Here is a 21655-nt window from a genome sequence, read left to right as displayed (position 1 = left end):
GCCACCGCGTCGCCGTCATGTACCTCGGCAAGATCGTCGAGATCGGCGACCGCGACGACATCTACACGCGGCCGCAGCACCCGTACACCCGGGCGTTGCTGTCGGCGATCCCGGACGTCACCACGCTCGGGCCCGCCGGACGGATCCGTCTCACCGGCGACGTGCCCACGCCACTCAACCCGCCGTCGGGCTGCCGCTTCCGTACCCGCTGCTGGAAGGCCACCGACCGGTGCGCCACCGAAGAACCGGCGCTGACCACCCGGGACGACGGCAGACAGCAAACCGCCTGCCACTACCCCGAGAACGAGCCCACAAGCTCCCGAGAGGATGCGGCGGTGGGAGCCACCCCCGATCCCGGCAGCAACGAACGCACCTGACCCACGACGGGGCCGGGGGCGACCGTGCACGGCGCAGGGATCAAGCCTGACCGCCCGGAGCCGGGCACGGTCGCCCCCGGCCCTGAACGGTGACCGGAGCCCGAACAGTGACCAAGGACTAAGCAGCGCGCCACGAATGGGAGGAAAGCGCAGAAGCCTGCGGACCCATCAGCAGCATCCCCCCGTCCACCGCCCACGACGCCCCCGTCACGTACGCCGCAGCCGGTGAGGCGAGCATCGCCACCACCGCTGCCACCTCGCGGGCGTCACCGGGGCGCCCCACCGGCACGCCGGGACGCTCCTGCGTGAACGGGTCGACGTCCTCCTGCCCGGTCATCGGCGTGGCGATCTCGCCCGGCGCGACCGCGTTGACTGTGATCCCGTCGGCCGCCAGTTCCTGCGCCATCACCTTGGTGAGCAGGCCGAGCCCGCCCTTCGCCGCGCAGTACGCCGACGAGCCGACCCGGGGCGCGTGCTCGTGCACGCTGGTGATGCTGATGATCCGGCCACCTCGCCCGGCCGCGCGCATCCGCCGGGCGGCCCGCTGCGAGCACAGGAACGGCCCGTCCAGGTCCACCGCCAGCACGTCCCGCCACTTCTCCCAGCTCACGTCCACGAAGGGCTCGGACAGGCCGGTGCCGGCGTTGTTGACGAGTACGCCCAGGCCACCGAGCCGGTCGGCCAACTCGTCGACCACCGCCGCCGCTTCGGGCAGCCGGGTCAGGTCCAGCTCGGCGGTCTCGCAGCGGCGGCCGGTGGCGCGTACCTCGGTGGCGGTACGGTCGGCCCCCGCCGCGTCGCCGTACCAGGTGATGCCGATGTCGTAACCGGCCTCGGCGAGCGCCACCGCGCACGCCTTGCCGATGCCGGAGTCCGCACCGGTGACGATCGCGACGCGGTCGTAGTCCTCGTATCGTTCGGGCATGTCCGCGCACTACCCGCGGGTGGCGACCTCAACCGGCCGGACGACCCCGGCTCGCCCGGCGGTTTCGTCGTAGCCGCTCGCTAGGGTACGGGCGTGATCGCCGATGACTCCGACGCTGTGACAATCCGCTTCCTGCGCATGATGCGTGCCGAGATAGGCACCGAACGGGTGGGTGAGGATTCGCTCGGCCGCACCGTCGACCTCGCCCGGCGCTTGTGGGGCACCGGTGACGCCGCCGACGCGCGACTCGCCGACGCCCTGCGCGAGCTGCACGGCGAGCCGGTCGACCTGGCCGATCCGCACGATGTGGCGGGCGCCGCGAGCGCCCTGACGGCCGACGCCGGGCTGCTCACCGAGCCGGACCCGCGCGGCGCGGCGACGGCCCGGTTCGCCGCCAACGCCCGGCGGCTGCGCACCGGCGAGATCACCCCGGCCGAGTTCGACGAGCTGATGGCGCGCGACCGCACCGACCCCGACGCCTGACGACGAGCTGATGGCGCGCGACCGCCCCGACGACCCCGATGCCTGACGACGAGCCGGGCGGCTGCCGGCGTCGTCGCCGGACGCCCGGAGCCGGCGTCACGCCACGCGACCGGCCGTCACCACGCCGGCGGGTCAGCCCGTCCGGACCGGCACGGCCAACTCGGGCGCGTCAGCGGTGAGCAGCGCCGTCCGTGACGGCACGCGCCACTGTTCGGCCAGCGCCGCCGCCAGCTCGTCCAGCATCCGGCGCACGGTCGGCGCCGCCCCGTCGTGCATCGCCTCGACCACCACCAGCACCTCGGTGGTGCCGGCCCGTACCGCTGACGTGCCGCTCTGCCGGTGGCACCAGCGCCGGGCGTGCGCGTTCCCGCCCTGGTCGGCGAAGATCACCTCGCCGGGCGTGGGCTGCTCGCTGTCACCGCCGAGCCCTAGATAGGACTCCGTGCCGTCGGCCGGGCGCACTGTCAGGTCGCCGCCGATCCGGGCCACGTCGAGCACTGCGACCGGGACCGCGTACCGGACCGAGAGCGCGTTGCCGAGGTCCACGAGCGGATGCAGCCGGGGCAGGTCCCCGTCCCGCCGCAACCGGCGCAAAAGCGACTCGGCCGCGCAGCGGTAGCGGGTCGGCGGGCAGCCCATCCGGGCGAACGCGCGACGCCACGCCTGGATCTCCGGGAAGCCGCCCTCCGGCCCGGCGGCGAGCCGGTCCCGGGCGGTGCCGAGATACCCGGCCAGCCGTGGCGTGACGTCGACGTCGGGCGTGACGCCGGTGGCGTGCAGGACGCCGCAGGTCAGTTCGGGAAAGGCCGACCAGATCTCGGGGGAGTGCCGGAAACGCACGGGAAGACTCCTTCCAGGTGCTGAGGGCTAGGCGGTGAACGCGAGGCCGAGGCCCAGGACGAGGAAGCTGCCGGCGAAGGTGTGCCGCATCAGCCCGGTCAGCCGGGGCCGGGACAGCACCCGTCGGCGCAACGCCCCGGCCAGCAGCGCGTAACCGGTGAACACCAGCAGCGTGACGGCCATGAACACCAGGCCGCAGGCGAGCATGCGCGCTGTGGCGGCGGGCGCGTCCGGCGGTACGAACTGCGGCAGGAACGCCACGAAGAACACAGTCACCTTCGGGTTCAGCAGGTTCAGCAGCACCCCGTCCCGGAACACGGCCGCCGCCGGACGCGGGGGCCGGTCGCCGTCGAGGGCGAACGTGCCCCGGTCGCGCAGCGCCGACCAGGCCATCCAGAGCAGGTACGCCACGCCCAGCCAGGTCACCACGCGGAACGCCGGGGTGCCGGCGCGCAGCAGGGCGGCCAGTCCGGTCACCGCGGCGATCACGTGCGGGACGAGGCTGAGCGTGCCCCCGGCGGCAGCGGCCAGGCCGGCCCGGCGTCCGGCGGTCACAGTGGTGGCGAGCGTGTGCATCACCCCGGTGCCCGGAGTGATCGCGACGACGAGCGACGTCAGCAGGAAGGCGACTGTCATGCGGTCCAGCCTGTGCCCATAATGGCCCGATGGACAGGGTCAAAGCTGCCGTTCCCGAGGAGTCCAAAGCGGCCGGCGCGGACTTCCTCCAGCTCGACGTCGGCGAGGCGCCGCCCGGCGGCCGCGCGGACTGGCTCGCCGCCCGGCTGCGATCCGCCATCGCCGACGGACGGGCGCCGGTGGGCACCCGTCTGCCCGCCAGCCGGGTGCTCGCCGCCGAGCTGGGTGTCTCCCGCGGTGTGGTGACCGAGGCGTACCAGCGGCTGGCCGAGGACGGGCAGGTGGCCGGACGCGGCCGGGCCGGAACGGTGGTGGTCGCCACGCCGGCCGCCGTGGTCACCCGGCCGCCCGAGCCGAGGAGAGCACCGCAGGTGTTCGCCACCCGGCCCGGCGTCGACGCGTTCGACGAGCTGCGCGCCGTACCGGCGAAGGTGGACCTGACTCCCGGCGTACCCGATCTGGCGGCCTTTCCCCGCGCGGCCTGGCTGCGGGCCGAGCGGGCCGTGCTGCACCGGATGACGCCCGCCGCGCTCGGCTACGGCGACCCGGCCGGCACGCCCGCGCTGCGGCTCGCGGTCGCGAACTGGCTGGCCCGCAACCGGGGCGTTCGTGCGGATCCGGCCGAGGTGGTGATCGTGGCCGGGGTGTCCCAGGCGCTCGGCCTGCTCGCGCGGGTGCTGCACGACCGGGGTACGCACACCGTCGCGGTGGAGGATCCCGGCTCGCTGGGCGTACGGCAGCACCTGGTCTACTCCGGGCTGGCGACACCGCCGATCACGGTGGACGACAGGGGCCTGTGTGTCGACGAACTGGAGCGTTCCGGCGCTCCGGCCGTGCTGCTCACCCCGGCGCACCAGTTCCCGACCGGGGTGGTGCTCGACGGCGACCGGCGCCGGCGGCTGCTGCGGTGGGCACGCGACGGCGGCTTGGTGGTGGAGGACGACTACGACGCCGAGCACCGCTACGACCGTCCGCCGGTGCCGGCGCTGCGTGCCATGGCGCCGGATCGGGTCTGCTACGTCGGCAGCATCTCCAAGCTGCTCGCGCCGGCCCTGCGGATCGGGTGGATGCTGGTGCCGCCCGCGCTGCACGCCGACGTGGTGGCCGCGAAGCGGGCGGCCGACCTCGGCAACGCGGCGTTGCCGCAGCTCGTGCTGGCCGAGCTGATGGAGTCCGGCGCGCTGGAACGGCACCTGCGGCTGCTGCGCCACCGGCACGTACGCCGGCGGGACGCGATGATCCGGGCGGTCCGCGCGTACCTGCCGGGGGCGGTGGTGCACGGCGCGGCGGCCGGGCTGCACCTGATGGTCACGCTGCCCGGCGACGTCGACGACCGGGCGCTGGCGGCGGCGGCGCTGCGCCGCGGCGTCAAGGTCCACCCGCTGTCCTGGCACAGCCGGCGCCCGCAGCCACCCGGCCTGGTCCTCGGCTACGCGGCGACCCCGCCCTCCGAGATCGACCGAGCCCTCTCCACGGTGGCCGACGCCGTCACCCCGCCCCCGTGATCAAGGGGTTTTTGTCCGAGTCGATCTCCTGGAAGGACACCAACTCCTTGATCAACCGGGGAGAGGCGGGGCGGAGGGCGGGTGGTAGAGGGCAGCCAGGGCGGCGGCGGTTTCGGACAGGCGGGTGCGCAGCGCCGCCGGGGCGAGGACCTCCACGTCGGCGCCGAGCCGGAGCAGGTCGCCGTGGGCGTGGGTGAGCGACTCGATCGGGATGACCGCGTGCACCCAGCCGGTGGCGTCGGGCGGGCCGGCGCTCGCCTCGGCGGCGGCCACCACGACGTCGCTGCCGATCTCGCGCAGCCGGGCGAACCCGCGTGGCGACAGCCGGATGCGCGCCTCGTCGCGGTGCAGGCCGGCCCGGAACTCCACCACGTGCGCGCGCCACCACGCCGGCAGGTCGAACTCCGGCCGCTCGAACGGCTCGTCCAGCGGGGTCAGGTCCAGGATCTGGTTGACCCGGTAGGTGGCTGGGTCGGCGCGGTCCGGCCGGGCGGCGACCAGGTACCAGCGTCCGCCTTTGAGCACCAGCCCGTACGGTTCGAGGACCCGGGTCGTCTCGCCCCGCCAGCCCCGGTACCGCACCCGGAGCCGGTGCTGCCGCCACACCGCCTCGGCGGCCTCGGCCAGGTGCGGCGACGGGTCGCCGTCGGAGTACCAGCCCGGTGTGTCCAGGTGGAACCGCTGTTCCAGCCGGGCCGCCCGGTCGGCCAGCGGCGCGGGCAGCGCGGCCCGCAGCTTGAGCTGGACGGCGGCGACGACCGACTGGTAGCCCAGCTCGGCCGCAGGCCCGGGGAGCCCGGCGAAGAGCAGGCGGTCCGCCTCCTCGGCGGTGAGCCCGGTCAGCCGGGTGCGCCAGCCCTCCACGAGCCGGTAGCCGCCGTCGTGTCCGGCCTCGCCGTACAGCGGGATGCCCGCGGCGTGCAGCGCCTCCACGTCCCGGTAGATCGTGCGCGCCGACACCTGGAGGCGGGCGGCCAGGTCGGCGGCGGTGAGCCGGCCGTGCGCCTGGAGGAGCAGCAGGATGGACAGGAGTCGACTGGCCCGCATTCCACTGACACTAGCTGTCAGGGGAGCGGTCCTAGCGTGCCCACATGGCTTTTCACGACAAGGAGCTGACCGTGCCGGGGACCGTCGAGGTGGCGGGCCGGCACGTCAAGCGCTACCACATGGACCAGCCGGACCGCCGCCTCGAACCGCGGGTGGTCGACGCCGCGTACGCGTACCTGCCGTCGCTGCTGCCCGGCCCGGACGGCTCCACCCCGCCGGCGAGCTGGGTGGTGCTGCACCGGGGCGCGGACACCGGGGCGTACCTGCTGGCGTACAGCTGGTTCTTCGACAACGTCGTCGAGTGCCGCATCGCGATCGCCGGGCAGCCCGCGCTGGACTGCCCGGACGACGACCCGGCGCACTTCGTCGACCTCACCCGTCCCGGCGTCGGCTGCGTCTGGGAACTGGGCGTACTGGAACACGAGCGCACCGCCTGGATCCGGCACGTGCTCGCACCGGACCGGCCGGACCTGGCCAGCTACCTGGCCGACGCCCGGGCCGAGGGGCCGGTGGGCCGCTGATGGGCGACTTCGACTTCCTCGTCGGCACCTGGGACGTGACCAACCGGCGCCTGCGGCAGCGCCACGTCGGCGGCGACGACTGGGACGAGTTCGCCGGTGTCAGCGAGGCGCGATCGTTCTTCGACGGCGCGGGCAGCTTCGACGAGATGCGCTGCCCGAGCCGGGGCTTCTCCGGCTCGACGGTGCGCATCCTGAACCCGTCGACCGGGCTGTGGTCGATCTACTGGATGCACAGCAGCCGTGGCGTGCTGGAACTGCCCCCGGTGGTCGGCCGGTTCACCGGCGGCGTCGGCACGTTCTACGCCGACGACACCGACGAGGGGCGGCCGGTACGCTGCCGGTTCCTCTGGTCGGCGGTCACCGCCGACTCATGCCGCTGGGAGCAGGCGTTCTCCACCGACGGTGAGCGCACGTGGGAGACCAACTGGGTCATGGAGTTCCGCCGGACGCGGTGACCGGCGGCGTGGCGGTCCGGTAGATCGCGGTCAGCCACACGTCGAGCAGCACGTCCACCACGTCCCGCTCGGCCACCGCCGGGCCGTCCCCGGCGAACGTGGCGTACCAGACGCGCTCGTTCATCGAGTTCAGCGCGATGGCGAGGTCCCGGGCGGGCAGCCCGTCCGGGGCCGCGCCGCGGGCGCGTTCGGACTCGATCGCGGCCTGCACCGCGCGGACCCAGCGCTCCAGCACCTCGGCCCAGAGCCGCCGCACCTCGGCGTTGGTGCCGCGCACCTGGGCGCAGGCCAGCACCACGTCCCGGTGCCCGCCGAACGTGGCGTGGAACCGGGCGATCAGCTCCCGCCAGTGGGCGCGCGGATCCTCGGCGAGCCGCTCGAACACGCCCCCGGCGGCGGCGTCGGCCTCCTCGGTGACCCGGTCGAGCAGCGTGAGCAGCACCGCGTCCTTGGACGGGAAGTAGAAGTAGAACGTGGGCCGGGAGATCCCCGCGCCGCGCGCCAGGTCGTCGATGGAGATGTCGGCGAAGGGACGCTCGGCGAGCAACCGCTCGGCCGTGGCCAGGATCGCGGTCTCCCGGTCGTCGCCGGTGGACCGGCCGGCCCGCCGCCCGCGCGTCGGCGCGGCGCCGGTCGGCGTACGGGCGGTCGTCATGTCGGCAGATGCTACACCCGCTCGACACACTGTCGATTCGACTCGACACGGTGTTGACTGCGGTCGACGGCGATGGATAGTGTCCGGTCCACCGCCGGTGCGAACGGGAGAAGCGATGGCCGCAGACCACGTCGACGTCCTCATCGTCGGGGCCGGCCTGTCCGGCATCGGCGCCGCCGTCCACCTCGGACGTGAGTGCCCCGGCAAGACCTACGTGGTGCTGGAGGCCCGGGGCGCCATCGGCGGCACCTGGGACCTGTTCCGCTACCCGGGCATCCGCTCCGACTCCGACATGTACACCCTCGGCTACTCGTTCAAGCCGTGGACCGACCCGAAGGCCATCGCCGACGGCGACTCCATCCGGGCGTACGTCCGGCAGACCGCCCGCGAGTACGACGTGGAGCGGCACATCCGCTTCCATCACCGGGCCGTCCGCGCCGAGTGGGACAGCGCCACCGCGCGCTGGACCGTGCACGCCCACCGCGACGACACCGGCGAGGACGTCACCCTCACCTGCGCCTTCCTGTTCACCAACTCCGGCTACTACCGCTACGACGAGGGGTACACGCCGCGGTTCCCCGGCGTCGAGCGGTACGCCGGCACGCTCGTGCACCCGCAGCACTGGCCCGACGACCTGGACTACACCGGCAAGCGGGTCGTGGTGATCGGCAGCGGCGCCACCGCCGTCACCCTGGTCCCGGCCATGGCCGAGCGGGCCGCCCACGTCACCATGCTCCAGCGCTCACCCACGTACGTGATCGCGCTGCCCTCGCGCGACCCGTTCGCCGACGCCGCGCGGCGCTGGCTGCCCCCGAAGGCCGCGTACGCGGTGGCCCGGTGGAAGAACGTCACGCTCGGCGTGGCCAACTTCCAGCTCAGCCGCCGCGCCCCCGGCGTGGTGAAGCGGTTCCTGCGCCGGGCCGCGAAGGGCCGCCTCCCGTCCGGGTACGACGTCGACAGGCACTTCTCGCCCCGCTACAACCCGTGGGACCAGCGGCTGTGCGTGGTGCCGGACGGGGACCTGTTCGCCGCGCTGAGCGCCGGCCGCGCGTCGGTGGTGACCGACACCATCGACACGTTCACCGAGCAGGGCATCCGGCTCGCCTCCGGTGAGGAGCTGCCCGCCGACGTGGTGGTCACCGCCACCGGCCTCAACCTGCTCGCGCTCGGCGGCATGACGCTGGCTGTCGACGGCGCGGAGGTCGACCTCGCCTCGACTGTCGCCTACAAGGGCATGATGCTGTCCGGCGTGCCGAACTTCGCCATGACCATCGGCTACACCAACGCCTCCTGGACGCTCAAGGCCGACCTCGTCGCCACGTACGTGTGCCGGCTGCTGCGCCACCTCGACGACACCGGCCGGCAGATCGTCACGCCGCTCGCCCCGGACACCGACGACCTGGTGCCGATCATCGACCTTCAGTCCGGCTACGTGCTGCGCGCCGTCGACCAGCTGCCCAAGCAGGGGCCGCAGGCGCCGTGGCGGCTGCACCAGAACTATCCCCGAGACGTACGCCTGATGCGGCACGGCCCGCTCACCGACGGCGTACGGTTCGACCGCGCCGGCATACCCGCCACGGCGGCCACCACCTCGGGAGGAACCGATGCGTGACCTCGTCTTCCCCGGCGGCACGGCGGTGCTCACCGGCGCGGCGAGCGGCATCGGCGCGGCACTGGCCCACGGCCTGGCCCGGCGCGGCGCCGATCTGGTGCTGCTCGACCGGGACGCCGACGGCCTGGCCGCCACCGTGGCCGCGATCCGGGCCGCGTACCCGGACCGGCGGGTGGAGACCCATCTGGTCGACCTGGCCGACGCCGACGCCACCGACCGGGTCGCCGCCGAGATCCACAGTGCGCACCCCCGGATCCGCCTGCTGATCAACAACGCCGGTGTGGCGCTGGGCGGACGCTTCGACCAGGTCACCCTGGAGGAGTTCCTCTGGGTCATCGAGATCAACTTCCGGGCGGTGGTGCGCCTGACCCACGCGCTGCTGCCCGCGCTCAAGGCCGAACCCGGCGCCCACCTGGTGAACGTGTCCAGCCTGTTCGGCCTGATCGCGCCCGCCGGGCAGGCCGCGTACGCGGCGAGCAAGTTCGCCGTACGCGGGTTCACCGAGGCGCTGCGGCACGAGCTCGTCGACGACGGCGTCGGCGTCACATCGGTGCACCCGGGCGGCATCCGCACCCGGATCGCCGCCAGCGCCCGGGTGGGCAGCGGCGTGGCCCTCGACGAGTACGAGGCCGGACGCAAGCAGTTCGAGAAGCTGCTCACCATCGACCCGGCGACCGCCGCCGAGGTGATCCTGCGCGGCGCGCAGCGCCGTCGCGGCCGGGTGCTGATCGGCTGGTCGGCGAAACTGCCCGACCTGCTCGCCCGCGTCGCCCCCGCCGGGTACGGCCGGGTGCTGGCCCTGGGCATGCGCCTCCGTCCGGCCCGGCGGGCCGACGCCGGCGTGCCGGTGCCGTCTCCCCGGACCGGCGAGGAGGCCGGGGCGGAACCCGGACGCCGGGCGTGACGCTCGCCCTGCCCCCGGCCGGCGAGCGCACCGTCGACGGGCGGCGTACCCGCTGCCGGATCAGCGGCGACGGGCCGCCCGTGGTGCTTCTGCACGGCATCGGCCGTACCCTCGACGACTTCACCGCCCTGCACACGGAGCTGGCCCGCGACCACCTGGTGCTCGCGGTGGACCTGCCCGGGCACGGCGGCTCCGCGCCGCTGGACGGACCGCACACGCTCCCGGCGCTGGCCGCCGCGGTGGCCCGCTTCCTGGACGTGGCAGGGGTGACCGGCCCCGCCCACCTGGTCGGCAACTCCCTCGGCGGGGCGGTCGCGATGCGCCTGGCCGCCGACGAACCGCGGCGCGTCGCCAGCCTGGCGTTGCTCAACAGCGCCGGCTTCGGCCGCGAGGTGACGGTGGCGCTGCGGCTGCTCGCGGTACGCCCGCTGGCCCGGCTGCTGCTGCGCCCGCACCCGGGGATCGTCCGCCGGACCGAACGGGCGATCTTCCACGACCCGGCGTACGTCACCGCCGAGCGGCTCGCCACCGCGCTCGCGGTGGCCCGGCAGCCGCACGCCGCCCGGGTGATGCTGGAGCTGGTCCGCGACCTGGGCACCTGGCGCGGCGTACGCCCGCAGTGGCGCGCCGACCTGCTCGACGCGGTGGCCGCGCTCGGCCTGCCCACGCTGCTCGTCTGGGGCGAGCGCGACCTGGTCCTGCCCGCCGCGCACCTGGCGTACGCCAGCACCCGGCTGCCCGAGGCGCGCAGCCACCTGTTCCGCGACACCGGGCACATGCCGCAGATCGAGCGGACCGCCGAGGTGGAGGCGCTGCTGCGGGAGCTGTGGGCCTGACCGTGGCCTGCGCCACTGTCCCGGCCCGCGCCGGGCCGGCGGGCGGCCGGCGGAGCAAGCTTAGATACATGACGCATCCCAGCCGGACCGCGCCGTCCGCCGCCGAGCGGGCGTACCGGCACCTCAAGCAGGCCATCCTGGAACAGGTCTACCCGGGCGGCCAGCTCGTCAGCGAGGGCGAGGTCGCCGAGGCGACGGGGGTGTCCCGCACCCCGGTCCGGGAGGCGCTGCTGCGGCTGGAGACCGAAGGGCTGGTCAAGCTCTACCCGAAGCGCGGCGCGCTGATCCGGCCGGTGTCGGCCCGGGAGATCGCCGACGTGATCGAGGCCCGCCGCCTGGTCGAACTGCACGCCGCCGACCGGGTCTGGCCGCGCCGCGCCGAGCTGCGCGCCGACCTGGCCCGCTGGCTGGACGAGATGCGCCGCGCGCACGCCGCCGGTGACATCACCACCCTGATGGCCGCCGACCGCTCGTTCCACGCCGCAGTGGTCGAGGCCGCCGGCAACGAGATCCTCGCCGAGCTGTACCACCGGCTGCGCGACAGGCAGCTCCGCATGGGCGAGGCGAGCTTCCGGCTCTCACCCGGCTGGGCCGAGGTCGCCCTCACCGAGCACGCCGGCCAGCTCGCCGCGCTCGACGGCGACGACCCGCAGGCCTGGCACGACGCGGTCGCCGCGCACATCGACACCGCCGCGCGGATGCTCGGGACGCTGCGGTGAACGCGGGTCGCCGCCCCGCCGCCCTGGTGTACGCGGTGGCCGTCACCGCCTATCTGACGGCCGTGTTCCACCGCAGCTCCCTCGGCGTGACGGGGGTCGACGCGGCGGAGCGCTTCCACATCAACGCCGCCGCGCTCGCCACGTTCTCCGTCGCCCAGCTCGCCGTCTACGCCGCCATGCAGGTGCCGGTCGGGGTGCTGCTGGACCGCTACGGCTCACGCCGGCTGCTGCTTGCCGGCGGCGCGCTCATGGTGGCCGGGCAGCTCCTGTTCGCGGTGGCCGGCGATGTACCGGCCGCCGTCGCCGCCCGGGTGCTCGTCGGTCTCGGCGACGCCATGACCTTCATCAGCGTGCTGCGCATCGTCGCGTTCTGGTTCCCCGGCCGGCGCAACCCGCTCCTGGTGCAGCTCACCGGCACCGTCGGCCAGTTCGGTGCGGTGCTCGGCGCCGTACCCCTGGTGCTGCTGCTGCACCGCGCGGGCTGGACCCCGGCGTTCCTGACCGCCGCGGCGCTCGGCGCCACGGTGGTGCTGCTGGTCCTCGTCGCGGTACGCGACACCCCGCACGCCGAACACGCCACCGCGCTCGCCCCCGACCTGCCTACCGTACGGCGGCAGCTCGCCGACGCCTGGGCGCAGCCCGGCACGCGGCTGGGCCTGTGGACGCACTTCGTCACCCAGTTCTCCGGCGCGGTGTTCGCGCTTCTGTGGGGGTACCCGTTCCTCGTGCAGGGGCAGGGGTTCTCGCCGACCGCGGCGGCCGGGATGCTCACCCTGATGACAGTGGTGACGCTCGTGTGCGGGCCGGTGATCGCGCACCTGTGCTCGCGCCACCCGTTCCACCGCTCGGTGGTGGTCTTCGCGATCACCGCCACCACCGCCGGGGTGTGGGCGGTGGTCCTGGCCTGGCCCGGCCGCGCGCCGCACTGGCTGCTGGTGGCGCTTGTGGTGGTGCTCGCCGTGAACGGACCCGGCTCGATGATCGGGTTCGACTACGCCCGCACGTTCAACCCGGTGCACCGCATCGGCAGTGCCACCGGCATCGTCAACGTGGGCGGCTTCGTCGCCTCGATCGCGCTGATCCTGGCCGTCGGCGTAGTGCTCGACCTGGCCACCCCGGCCGGGAGGGACGCGCCGCCGCTGTCCGCGTTCCGCTGGGCGTTCGCCGTGCAGTTCCTGCTCTGGGCGCTCGGCGCGGCGCAGGTGCTGCGCTACCGCAACGCCGCCCGCCGCCGCCTCGCCGACGAGCGGGCCGCCGCTGCGGTGCCGGCGGCGGCCTGAGTACGCGGGCGGCCGGGCGCGGCCGGCTCAGGGCCGGTGCCGCACCAGCGAGTCGAGCACCAGGGTCAGCCCCGCGCCGACCAGCCACACGTCCTTGGCCAGGCCGATGCCCTCCTGGCTCGGCCGCAGACTGGTGCCCTCGCGCATGCCCGGCGTCTTCAGGTAGAGCTGCACCAGACCCGCGCCGAACGCGGTGAGCGCGGCTCCGGCCAGCAGCGACGGGACGAACGGGGCGAGCAGCGCCGCGCCGAGCGCGACCTCGCCCCGGGACAGCAGCACGGCGAACCGGTCCGGCGGGATCTGCCGCAGCTGCGGCATCGCGCCGGCCGCCATGCCGTGCATGCCCGCGGCGGCCTCACCCTCCAGGCCCCGCTTGCCCAGCCCGGAGTTCAGGATGTACGCGCCGATGGCGACCCGCAGCGGCGCATGCGACAGCCTCATGATCACTCCCGTCCCACCTGGTAGAACCGGCACACCGGGTACCCGGTCATGACCAGGACAATCCGGCGGCCTTCATTGGTTCGCGGGTCATGATCAGCGGTAGGTTCTGGGTGCAGATGCACGCAACGAAGGAGGCACCGTGAGCCAGGAAGTCCGGGGAGTCGTGTCGCGGCGCAAGGGCGCGCCCGTGGAGGTCACCACCATCGTGGTGCCGGACCCGGGGCCGGGCGAGGCGGTGGTCCGCATCCAGTCGTGCGGCGTCTGCCACACCGACCTGCACTACCGCGAGGGCGGCATCAACGACGACTACCCGTTCCTGCTCGGCCACGAGGCCGCCGGCATCGTGGAGCAGGTGGGCGACGGCGTCACCGACGTGGCGCCCGGCGACTTCGTGGTGCTCAACTGGCGCGCGGTCTGCGGGCAGTGCCGGGCCTGCCGGCGCGGCCGCCCGTGGTACTGCTTCGCCACCCACAACGCGACGCAGAAGATGACGCTCACCGACGGCACCGAACTGACGCCCGCGCTCGGCATCGGCGCGTTCGCCGAGAAGACGCTCGTCCACGCCGGGCAGTGCACGAAGGTCGACCCGTCGGCCCGGCCGGCGGCGGTCGGCCTGCTCGGCTGCGGCGTGATGGCCGGTCTCGGCGCGGCCATGAACACCGGCAACGTGACCCGGGGCGACTCGGTCGCGGTGATCGGCTGCGGCGGCGTCGGCGACGCGGCGGTGGCCGGCGCGGCCCTGGCCGGCGCGACCACGATCATCGCGGTGGACACCGACTCCCGAAAGCTCGACTGGGCGCGCAAGTTCGGCGCCACCCACACCGTCAACGCCTCCGAGGACGACGCGGTGGAGGCCATCCGCGCGGCCACCGGCGGCTTCGGCGCCGACGTGGTGATCGACGCGGTCGGCCGCCCGGAGACGTGGAAGCAGGCGTTCTACGCCCGCGACCTGGCCGGCACCGTCGTGCTGGTCGGCGTGCCGACCCCGGAGATGACAGTCGACCTGCCGCTGCTGGACGTCTTCGGCCGCGGCGGCGCGCTCAAGTCCAGCTGGTACGGCGACTGCCTGCCCAGCCGCGACTTCCCGATGCTGACCGAGCTGTACCGGCAGGGCCGGCTGGACCTGGACGCGTTCGTCACCGAGGAGATCGCACTCGACCAGGTCGAGGAGGCGTTCGCCCGGATGCACCACGGCGACGTGCTGCGCTCGGTGGTGGTCTTCCCGTGACCGCCCGCGTCGACCACGCCGTCACCTCCGGCACGTTCTCGCTCGACGGCCAGACGTTCGACGTGGACAACAACGTCTGGGTGATCGGTGACGACTCGGAGTGCGTCGTCCTCGACGCGCCGCACGACGTGGCGGCCATCCGCGAGGTGATCGGTGACCGGCGGGTGCTGGCGATCATCGCCACCCACGCCCACGACGACCACGTCCGGGTCGCGCCCGAGCTGGCCCGGGCCACCGGCGCGCCGGTGCTGCTGCACCCGGCCGACCGGGTGCTGTGGGACATGGTGCACCCGGGCACGGCCCCGGACGGCGACCTCACCGACGGGCAGACGTTCGCCGTCGGCGGCACCACGCTGCGGGTGCTGCACACGCCCGGCCACAGTCCCGGCGCGTGCAGCCTGTACGCCCCCGACCTGGGCGCGGTCTTCACCGGCGACACCCTGTTCGCCGGTGGACCGGGCGCGACCGGGCGGTCGTACAGCGACTTCGGCACCATCGTCGAGTCGATCCGTACCCGGCTGCTCACGCTGCCGCCGGAGACGGTGGTGCACACGGGGCACGGCGACGACACCACGATCGGGGCCGAGGCGCCGCACCTGGACGAGTGGATCGCCCGGGGCCACTGAGGACCGAACACCCGCGCGGGCCCGGCCGGAGCAGTCCGGTCCGGGCCCGCGGCGTCTCCCGGCCCGTCCGCGCGCCGGCGGGCGTCCGTCCGCTTCGGACGGCACCGAAACCGTGTGGCCGGGCGAGGTCCCGTCCGGTGATACTCGGGCCCGTGTCCGTCGCCACACTCACCGCCGCCCAGTCCGCCGCGCTGCGCCACGTCCGCGACGTCGCGCTGCGCGACCGCCCGGCGGCGCTCGCCGTCATCGCCCGCCACCTCGCCGCCTCCGGCGCCAGGTACCGGTACGAGGAGGTCGTCGCCGCGGTGACCGGGTACGGGCGCCTGACTGTCAACTTCCACCCCGACCGGGTGCTGCGGGACGGCCGCACAGTGGTCGAGGCGCTGGACGAGGAGGGCGTCTACCGCAGCCAGTTCGAGACCGGCATCTCCAACGGCGGGCTGACCGCGTACGCGGGCGGCGACCGGGACGTCTGGGAGCAGGCGATGTTCGGCGGCGCGTACCAGCGTCCCGGCGTGCTCCCCACGGAGCGCCCGAAGTACGGCGGCCTGAACCTGCTCGACCACGCCGACGGTGCTTGCCCCCGGTTCGGTTCGTGTCACCTGCGGCTGCGCCCGGAGGTGCTGGCCCGGGCGACGTTCAGCTTCGGTGACAGCCACATCGAGCCCACCGAGTTCGGCACCGTCGACGTCTTCGAGCCGGTGTTCGCGGCGCTGCTGACCGCCACCGCCGGTACCGGCGTCGCCCTGGGCGTGGCCGGCATGGACACCGGCACGCTGCTGCGGACGCTGCTGCGCCGCCGGGAACGGGAGTCCGGGCGGGTCGGCCGGGCGTTGGACGACTACATCGAGGCGCAGGTGCACGGCGAGATCAGCCTGGCCCGCGACGTCGAGGCGCTCGTGGTCGACCCGTCGTTCCGCGGCACCGACGTGGGGCGCCGCCTGGAGGACATCGCCGCGCGGCACGGCGTGGCGCTGCGCTTCCACCCCGGCTTCGTGCTGCCCGTCGACGCCGTGGACGCCGAGTTCCGCGGCCCGGACATCCCGCCGCTGGCCGTCCGGGTCGCCGCCGAGTTCGCCCGCCCGGGGGAGCCGCTGCACGCCGCGCTCGTCGGGCGCGCCGCCGCCTCGGTGGTACGCGAGCCGCAGCGCTGGGCAGACCGGGGGCCGGCCGCGGTGACGCTTCAGCACCTCAAGCAGCTCTGGCACGTGCTGGTCCGGTTCGGCGTTCCGGCCTGATCATCCCTTTTCGTCCCGTCCGCCGCGCTCCGGCAGCCGCTGCCCGGAATCGCGGGTGACCTGGACCGCAGCCTCGGCCCTGCCCGGCATTTCCGGAATGACCGACACTGCGGGCTGGTTGTGTCCCCCGTACCGCCGGAAGCCAAACACCTACCCGGCGGTAGTCCCTCGAGGGGCGCTCACCCCGGAGCGCGTCGTAACGATCGAAAGGGCAACCATCGTGAAGCAGCACTTCACTCGATGGCTCCCCGCCATCGCGAAGACCGCCGTCGCGAAGACCGCCGCCGTCACCCGTAACCGCCGCGCCGCGCTGAGCGTGGCGGGTGTGGCAGTCCTGGGCGGCCTGGCCGTCGGCCCCGTAGCCGTGGCCGCGCCGGTGACCAGCGGGCCGCACGCCGGCGCCAAGGCCGCCATCGACCTGGCGACCGGCAAGAAGACCTCCACCGAGGCGGTCAAGCCCGGCCAGACCACCGGCCTGGACAAGGTGCCGACCCGGGCCGACCGGCCGGCGAAGGAGAAGCTCGTGCCGCACGGCGTCGAGGGCGCGCAGTCGCGCATCCCGCTCGACGACGCGCAGCTCGACAACGCCAAGGCCATCGTCGAGGCGGCCAAGGAGACCGGCGTGGGGGAGCGGGGCGCCGTGATCGGCGTCGCGACCTCGCTGCAGGAGTCGAAGCTGTACAACCTGGGTCACCTCGGCGCGTACAACGACCACGACTCGGAGGGCCTGTTCCAGCAGCGCCCGTCGTCCGGTTGGGGCACGTCCGAGCAGATCACCGACCCGGAGTACTCCAGCAAGGCGTTCTTCAACGCGCTGAAGAACGTGGGCGGCTGGCACGAGCTGCCGCTGACCACCGCCGCGCAGACGGTCCAGGTGTCCGCCTACCCGTACGCGTACGCGCAGTGGGAGGAGCAGGCGGCGGACATCGTCCAGCAGGTCTGGTGACCCGACACCCGTAGCGAACGGCCGGCCCTTCCGGGGCCGGCCGTTCTCGCATGGAGCAGGCCCGGCCCTCGCCGATCTTGGAGTTGTGGCACCTCGCAGACCTCGTGAAACCAGACATCCTGGGCGCCACAACTCCAAGATCGACGGGGCGGTGGGGACTGTGCGCGCCGTGTCCGGTTGCGCTGTGGTGGGCGGCACTGCGCGGGCGGAATCGGGGGTGGGCGGATGGCGTTGTAACCCGGTGCGCGACCGGAGCGGCGCCGCCGAGCGCCCACCGGGAACAGCCCCGGGCTGCCGGTCGTTGCAGATGCACCCGGCACGCCGCGCGCTGCCGGATCCCCCCGAGAAACCTGAGCGCCTGACGGTGCCCACGCATCCCCCCGGATGCGTCGACCCCCGAACGGAGCCCACCATGAACACGATCCTGCGCAAGAGCATCCTCGGTATCGCCGGTCTGGCCTTCACCGGTGGCGTGTTCGCCGGTCCGGTCGCCGCCCACGCGGCGGACACCGCCACGCCGGCCGCCGTCGCGGTCCAGGGCGTGAGCCCGCAGGGCGCGCAGTCGCACGTGGACCTGAACGACGAGCAGCTCGCCAACGCCAAGGCCATCATCGCGGCCACCAAGAAGGCGGGCCTGCCCGAGCGCGCCGCGGTCATCTCGATCGCCACCGCGCTGCAGGAGTCGAAGCTGGAGAACCTGGGTCACCTGGGTGACCGCAACGACCACGACTCGCTGGGCCTGTTCCAGCAGCGGCCGTCCAGCGGCTGGGGCACGCCGGAGCAGATCACCGACCCCGAGTACTCGACGCTGGCGTTCCTCAAGGGCCTCAAGCAGGTCGACGGCTGGCAGGACATGCCGCTGACCGAGGCCGCGCAGACCGTGCAGGTCAGCGCCTACCCCGACGCGTACGCGCAGTGGGAGAAGCAGGCCGCCGAGATCGTGGCCGAGCACTGGAACAAGTAAGACCTGACGAAAGGCCGGTACCCGATCCGGGTGCCGGCCTTTCGCGTGCCCTCAGCCGCTGTGCGCGGCGAGCCACGACAGCACCGGCTCGACCACCGACGGGTCCAGCGGCTGCTTCGCCTCGTCCCGGTACGCCCGCAGCGACGGCGGGCCCGTCCGGCGGCGCAGCACGTGGGTGACGTCCGGCAGCACCCCGGTCTGCACGGGCCCGCCCGCGTGCGCGGCGATGACCGGCAGGTCCGCCGGATCGGTCTGGAGATCCTTGTCGCCGGTGAGCGCGAGGATCGGCGCGTCGACGCGGGCCAGGTCCGGCCGGGGGTCGTAGCGCAGGAACTCCCGGAACCAGCGGGCGTTGAGCCGCTGCCCGCCGACCCACGCCACGTCCTTGTCGGTGGCGAGGATCTTCTCGTGGTTGCGGGCCACCTTCGCCACCAGGTCGGTGCGGGTGAGCCGGAGGACGAGGCGTACCGGCGCGGGCAGGGTGGGCAGCAGCAGCCCGGCCTGCCGGCGCAGGACCTCGGCGCCGGTGCGCCCGGGCGCGGAGAGCAGGACCAGGCCGGCCACCGGTACGCCGCGCGCGGCGAGCGCGACAGCGGTGAGCGCGCCCTCGCTGTGCCCGACCAGGAACAGCCGCCCGGCGTCCACGGCCGGGTCGTCGCGCACCGCGGCGAGCACGGCGGCCGCGTCGTCGACGTTGTCGTGGAAGCCGGTACGCAGGAACTCGCCGCTGCTAGCGCCGACGCCCCGCCTGTCGTACCGGGCGACAGCGATCCCGGCCCCGGTCAGCGCGGCGGCCAGGTGCCGCTGGATGCCCAGCGGCAGGCGGCGGTGGTCGCCGTCGCGGTTGATCGGCCCGGAGCCGGGCAGCAGCAGCGCCAACGGATGCGGTCCGGCGCCGTCGGGCAGCGTGAGCGTGCCGGACAGCCGCTGCCCGGCCGAGTCGACGGCGAGCGGACGGTCGACCGTCACGGCAGCACCGCCGCGGCCAGGGCGGAGGCGTCGTCGGCGCCGATGAGCAGGGAGTCGTACGCCTGGCCGGTGAGGGTGATGCGGACGGCCGGCTGGCCGCCGCGGACGCTGACGAACTCCTTGCCGGCCCTGCCGCGCCAGGTGCCGACGTTGCGCGTGCCGGGGACGCCGAGGCCGGGCGCCCGGATGCCGCGGGTGGCGCGCGCCCCGTCCGGTACGACGACGGCGCCGCTGACGGCGGAGCGGGGGAACGACAGGTCGCCGCGCAGCGCCCAGACCTTCTCGGCGGTGGTGAGCCGGACGTCGATGCGGTCGGGGGTGAGGTCGATGGTGGCCATCGGCGAACTCCTCGCTTCTGTTATCGTTGCTGAGAACATTACCGGAGGCGATAACAAAAAGGGGAGCCACTGTGGCACTCGACACCGTGGAGCTGCTGCTGCACCCGGTCCGGCTGCGCATCGTCCAGGCGTTCCTGGGTGGCCGCACGCTCACCACCACCGACCTGCGCACCGGACTGAGCGACGTGCCACCGGCCACGCTCTACCGGCAGGTCGCCACGCTCGCCGACCACGGCGTCCTGCACACGGTGGGGGAGCGGCGCGCCCGCGGCGCGGTCGAGCGCAGCTACCGGCTCAACGAGGCCGCCGCGTCGGTCGACCCGGACGAGGCCCGGTCCATGAGCCCGCAGCGACACCGCCAGGCGTTCCTCACCTTCGTCGCGGGCCTGCTCGCCGACTTCGACGGCTACCTCGACCGCGGCGACGCCGACCTGGCCCGCGACGTGGCCGGCTACCGGCAGAACGCGTTCCACGCCACCGACGCCGAGACCGCCGAGTTCGTCACCCGGTTCCGCGACCTGTTCGCCGAGTACGCGGCTCTCGGCCCCGGGCCCGGCCGGACCCGGCGGCTGCTCACCACAGTCCTGCTGCCCGCCGCCGATCAGGAGCGGCCCGCGGACCGCCGGTGACCGAGCGCGATGTCCGCCACCGCGGCGCCGAGCGCCAGCACGATGATCCCGGCGGCGAGCAGCAGTGAGTGGCGGAACGCCGTACTCCAGTCGCCGCGGTCGTCGGCGATCGTCGAGAAGAACAGCGCGCCCACCGCGGCGATGCCGGCGGCCGATCCGATCCGCTGCCCGGTCTGGAGCATCCCGGCGCCGCTGCCGGCCATCGGCACCGGCACCTCGGACAGCGTGAGCGTCTGGTTCGGCGCGATCACCAGGCCGCTGCCCAGCCCGGCGACGAGCAACGGCAGCGCGGTCCGCAGCGGCACGTCGTCGTGCGGACCGCCGGCCAGCACCAGGTCGGTCGCGATCAGCCCGGCCACCACGGCCAGCAACCCGATCGCGACGAGCGGACGGCCGTAGCGGGTGACCACCCGGCCGCCGAGCGCGGAGGCGAGCGCCGAACCGAGCGCGAACGGGGTGATCGCCAGACCGGCCACGAGCGCGCTGTAGCCGAGCCCCATCTGGAGGTAGAGCGTGAAGATGAAGAAGATCGCGGTGAACCCGGCGAAGTAGATCAGGCCGATCAGCGCGCCCAGCGTGTACGAGCGCACCGTGAACAGCCGCAGGTCGAACAGCGGCTGGGCGCGCCGGGCGTACCGGTGCTCCCAGAGCGCGAACCCGGCGAGCAGCAGCAGGCCGGCGGGGATCAGCAGCCACTTGCCCGGGCCCCGCCACTGCTCCCGCTGCACAAGCGGCAGCAGGATCACCGTGACTCCGGCGCCGAGCAGCAGCACGCCGAGCGGGTCGAGCCGCCCCCGTCCGGCGGGGTTGGTGGGCCGGGCCGGCATCAGCCGCCAGCCGAGCAGCATCGCCACGATCCCGACCGGGATGTTCACGAAGAACACCCACCGCCAGCCGTGCTCGGCGCCGCCGAGCTGGATGAGCAGCCCGCCGAGCAGCGGACCCACGGCGGTGGAGATGCCGATCGTCGCGCCCAGCAGCCCGAACGCCCGGCCCCGGTCCGCGCCCCGGAACAGCTCCTGGATCATGCCACTGACCTGGGGGTTCACCACACCGGCGGCGGCGCCCTGGACGAGGCGGGCGACGACCAGCCACTCCGGCGAGCGCGCCAGCCCGGCCAGCGCGCTGGTCAGCGTGAACAGCCCCACCCCGACCACGAACGCGGTACGCCGCCCGCGCGCGTCACCGAACCGCCCGGCCGGCACCAGCACCAGGCCGAACGTCAGCGCGTACCCGGACAGCACCCACTGCAGATCGCTCGGCGTGGCGTGCAGCGCCCGGTCGATCGACGGCACCGCGACGTTGACGATGCTGACGTCCAGCAGCGTCATGAACGCCGCGATCAGGCCGACGCTCAGCGCGCGCCAGCGGCGCCGGCCGTCGTACCCGGTGTCAGGCACCGGCGTCGACGACCGGCCCTCGCTCATCGTGCCCCCCACAGACCGTCGATCACCCGACTCCGATCGCTACCCGGTGCCCGG

The 21655-nt window shown here is 74.1% G+C and carries 25 protein-coding genes; 16 read left to right on the top strand and 9 right to left on the bottom strand.

Annotated elements, in window-relative coordinates:
• The coding region (locus FB455_RS23355) for an oligopeptide/dipeptide ABC transporter ATP-binding protein (protein WP_486481565.1) at positions 1-377 on the top strand (377 nt) is incomplete at its 5' end.
• Between the two features lie 118 nt (positions 378-495).
• Here the strand turns inward: FB455_RS23355 and FB455_RS23350 are convergent.
• Complete coding sequence (locus FB455_RS23350; RefSeq protein ID WP_013476724.1) at positions 496-1302, bottom strand: SDR family oxidoreductase; 807 nt, start codon at positions 1300-1302, stop codon at positions 496-498.
• A gap of 93 nt (positions 1303-1395) precedes the next feature.
• On the opposite strand from FB455_RS23350, the gene FB455_RS23345 reads away from it, so the two are divergent.
• A complete protein-coding gene (locus FB455_RS23345) occupies positions 1396-1785 on the top strand; it encodes a hypothetical protein (RefSeq protein WP_030275041.1) in 390 nt (129 codons plus the stop codon).
• Positions 1786-1917: 132 nt separating this feature from the next.
• Here FB455_RS23345 and FB455_RS23340 read toward each other — a convergent pair whose 3' ends face one another.
• Together FB455_RS23340 and FB455_RS23335 are read right to left on the bottom strand one after the other, a co-directional pair.
• Positions 1918-2625, bottom strand: a complete 708-nt coding sequence (locus tag FB455_RS23340; protein WP_030275039.1) for a B3/B4 domain-containing protein — start codon at positions 2623-2625, stop codon at positions 1918-1920.
• 27 nt (positions 2626-2652) lie between these two features.
• Positions 2653-3261, bottom strand: a complete 609-nt coding sequence (locus FB455_RS23335) for a LysE family translocator (RefSeq protein ID WP_030275037.1) — start codon at positions 3259-3261, stop codon at positions 2653-2655.
• Positions 3262-3290: 29 nt separating this feature from the next.
• Here FB455_RS23335 and pdxR point away from each other — a divergent pair, with 29 nt between their 5' ends.
• Complete coding sequence (gene pdxR, locus FB455_RS23330) at positions 3291-4766, top strand: MocR-like pyridoxine biosynthesis transcription factor PdxR (protein ID WP_030275036.1); 1476 nt, start codon at positions 3291-3293, stop codon at positions 4764-4766.
• A gap of 51 nt (positions 4767-4817) precedes the next feature.
• Here pdxR and FB455_RS23325 read toward each other — a convergent pair whose 3' ends face one another.
• The gene (locus FB455_RS23325) at positions 4818-5813 is read right to left on the bottom strand and encodes a helix-turn-helix transcriptional regulator (RefSeq protein WP_145754966.1); all 996 of its coding nucleotides are present in this window, start codon (positions 5811-5813) and stop codon (positions 4818-4820) included.
• A gap of 44 nt (positions 5814-5857) precedes the next feature.
• Here FB455_RS23325 and FB455_RS23320 point away from each other — a divergent pair, with 44 nt between their 5' ends.
• Positions 5858-6334 carry a hypothetical protein gene (locus FB455_RS23320; protein ID WP_030275034.1) on the top strand — a complete coding sequence of 159 codons (477 nt, stop codon included), beginning with the start codon at positions 5858-5860 and terminating at the stop codon, positions 6332-6334.
• A complete protein-coding gene (locus FB455_RS23315) occupies positions 6334-6789 on the top strand; it encodes a hypothetical protein (RefSeq protein ID WP_013476729.1) in 456 nt (151 codons plus the stop codon). The genes FB455_RS23320 and FB455_RS23315 overlap by 1 nt, the downstream gene beginning before the upstream one ends.
• Here FB455_RS23315 and FB455_RS23310 read toward each other — a convergent pair.
• Positions 6764-7444, bottom strand: a complete 681-nt coding sequence (locus FB455_RS23310; protein WP_013286417.1) for a TetR/AcrR family transcriptional regulator — start codon at positions 7442-7444, stop codon at positions 6764-6766. The genes FB455_RS23315 and FB455_RS23310 overlap by 26 nt on opposite strands.
• 115 nt (positions 7445-7559) lie before the next feature.
• On the opposite strand from FB455_RS23310, the gene FB455_RS23305 reads away from it, so the two are divergent.
• The 5 genes from FB455_RS23305 to FB455_RS23285 all read left to right on the top strand — a co-directional run bounded on the left by FB455_RS23305 (position 7560) and on the right by FB455_RS23285 (position 12795).
• Entirely contained in the window at positions 7560-9056 is a 1497-nt protein-coding gene (locus FB455_RS23305; RefSeq protein ID WP_030275032.1) for a flavin-containing monooxygenase, read from the top strand.
• Positions 9049-9960, top strand: a complete 912-nt coding sequence (locus tag FB455_RS23300) for an SDR family NAD(P)-dependent oxidoreductase (RefSeq protein ID WP_013286415.1) — start codon at positions 9049-9051, stop codon at positions 9958-9960. Before FB455_RS23305 ends, FB455_RS23300 begins: the two co-directional genes overlap by 8 nt.
• Positions 9957-10796, top strand: a complete 840-nt coding sequence (locus FB455_RS23295) for an alpha/beta fold hydrolase (protein WP_013286414.1) — start codon at positions 9957-9959, stop codon at positions 10794-10796. Before FB455_RS23300 ends, FB455_RS23295 begins: the two co-directional genes overlap by 4 nt.
• Before the next feature lie 68 nt (positions 10797-10864).
• The gene (locus FB455_RS23290) at positions 10865-11515 is read left to right on the top strand and encodes a GntR family transcriptional regulator (protein ID WP_036311809.1); all 651 of its coding nucleotides are present in this window, start codon (positions 10865-10867) and stop codon (positions 11513-11515) included.
• A complete protein-coding gene (locus tag FB455_RS23285; RefSeq protein WP_030275030.1) occupies positions 11512-12795 on the top strand; it encodes an MFS transporter in 1284 nt (427 codons plus the stop codon). The genes FB455_RS23290 and FB455_RS23285 overlap by 4 nt, the downstream gene beginning before the upstream one ends.
• Positions 12796-12822: 27 nt before the next feature.
• On the opposite strand, the gene FB455_RS23280 is transcribed toward FB455_RS23285, so the two are convergent.
• Positions 12823-13236, bottom strand: coding sequence for a hypothetical protein (locus FB455_RS23280; RefSeq protein ID WP_013286411.1), 414 nt, complete (start codon positions 13234-13236; stop codon positions 12823-12825).
• 139 nt (positions 13237-13375) lie between these two features.
• Between FB455_RS23280 and FB455_RS23275 the strand changes: the two genes are divergently transcribed.
• From FB455_RS23275 to FB455_RS23255, 5 genes are all read left to right on the top strand, one after another.
• Positions 13376-14464, top strand: a complete 1089-nt coding sequence (locus FB455_RS23275) for an S-(hydroxymethyl)mycothiol dehydrogenase (RefSeq protein WP_013286410.1) — start codon at positions 13376-13378, stop codon at positions 14462-14464.
• On the top strand, positions 14461-15090 hold the full coding sequence (locus FB455_RS23270; RefSeq protein ID WP_030275028.1) for an MBL fold metallo-hydrolase: 630 nt from the start codon (positions 14461-14463) through the stop codon (positions 15088-15090). The genes FB455_RS23275 and FB455_RS23270 overlap by 4 nt, the downstream gene beginning before the upstream one ends.
• Before the next feature lie 137 nt (positions 15091-15227).
• Positions 15228-16328, top strand: coding sequence for a DUF3626 domain-containing protein (locus FB455_RS23265; protein ID WP_145754965.1), 1101 nt, complete (start codon positions 15228-15230; stop codon positions 16326-16328).
• A 220-nt stretch (positions 16329-16548) separates the two neighbouring features.
• A complete protein-coding gene (locus tag FB455_RS23260) occupies positions 16549-17274 on the top strand; it encodes a hypothetical protein (protein WP_030275023.1) in 726 nt (241 codons plus the stop codon).
• A gap of 412 nt (positions 17275-17686) precedes the next feature.
• On the top strand, positions 17687-18238 hold the full coding sequence (locus FB455_RS23255; protein WP_145754964.1) for a hypothetical protein: 552 nt from the start codon (positions 17687-17689) through the stop codon (positions 18236-18238).
• Positions 18239-18289: 51 nt separating this feature from the next.
• Here FB455_RS23255 and FB455_RS23250 read toward each other — a convergent pair whose 3' ends face one another.
• Together FB455_RS23250 and FB455_RS23245 are read right to left on the bottom strand one after the other, a co-directional pair.
• Complete coding sequence (locus FB455_RS23250; protein WP_013476742.1) at positions 18290-19207, bottom strand: alpha/beta hydrolase family protein; 918 nt, start codon at positions 19205-19207, stop codon at positions 18290-18292.
• Entirely contained in the window at positions 19204-19545 is a 342-nt protein-coding gene (locus tag FB455_RS23245; protein ID WP_013286404.1) for a hypothetical protein, read from the bottom strand. The genes FB455_RS23250 and FB455_RS23245 overlap by 4 nt, the downstream gene beginning before the upstream one ends.
• A gap of 71 nt (positions 19546-19616) precedes the next feature.
• On the opposite strand from FB455_RS23245, the gene FB455_RS23240 reads away from it, so the two are divergent.
• Positions 19617-20174 (top strand): helix-turn-helix domain-containing protein, encoded by a 558-nt coding sequence (locus tag FB455_RS23240; protein ID WP_123111733.1) that lies wholly within the window; start codon positions 19617-19619, stop codon positions 20172-20174.
• On the opposite strand, the gene FB455_RS23235 is transcribed toward FB455_RS23240, so the two are convergent.
• Positions 20147-21601, bottom strand: coding sequence for an MFS transporter (locus FB455_RS23235; RefSeq protein ID WP_030275019.1), 1455 nt, complete (start codon positions 21599-21601; stop codon positions 20147-20149). The genes FB455_RS23240 and FB455_RS23235 overlap by 28 nt on opposite strands.
• Between the last annotated feature and the right edge of the window lie 54 nt (positions 21602-21655).

Source organism: Micromonospora sp. CNZ296 (genome assembly GCF_007827635.1).
The sequence above is the reverse complement of the archived record's forward strand: the minus strand, read 5'-3'. Positions and strand labels throughout refer to the sequence as shown.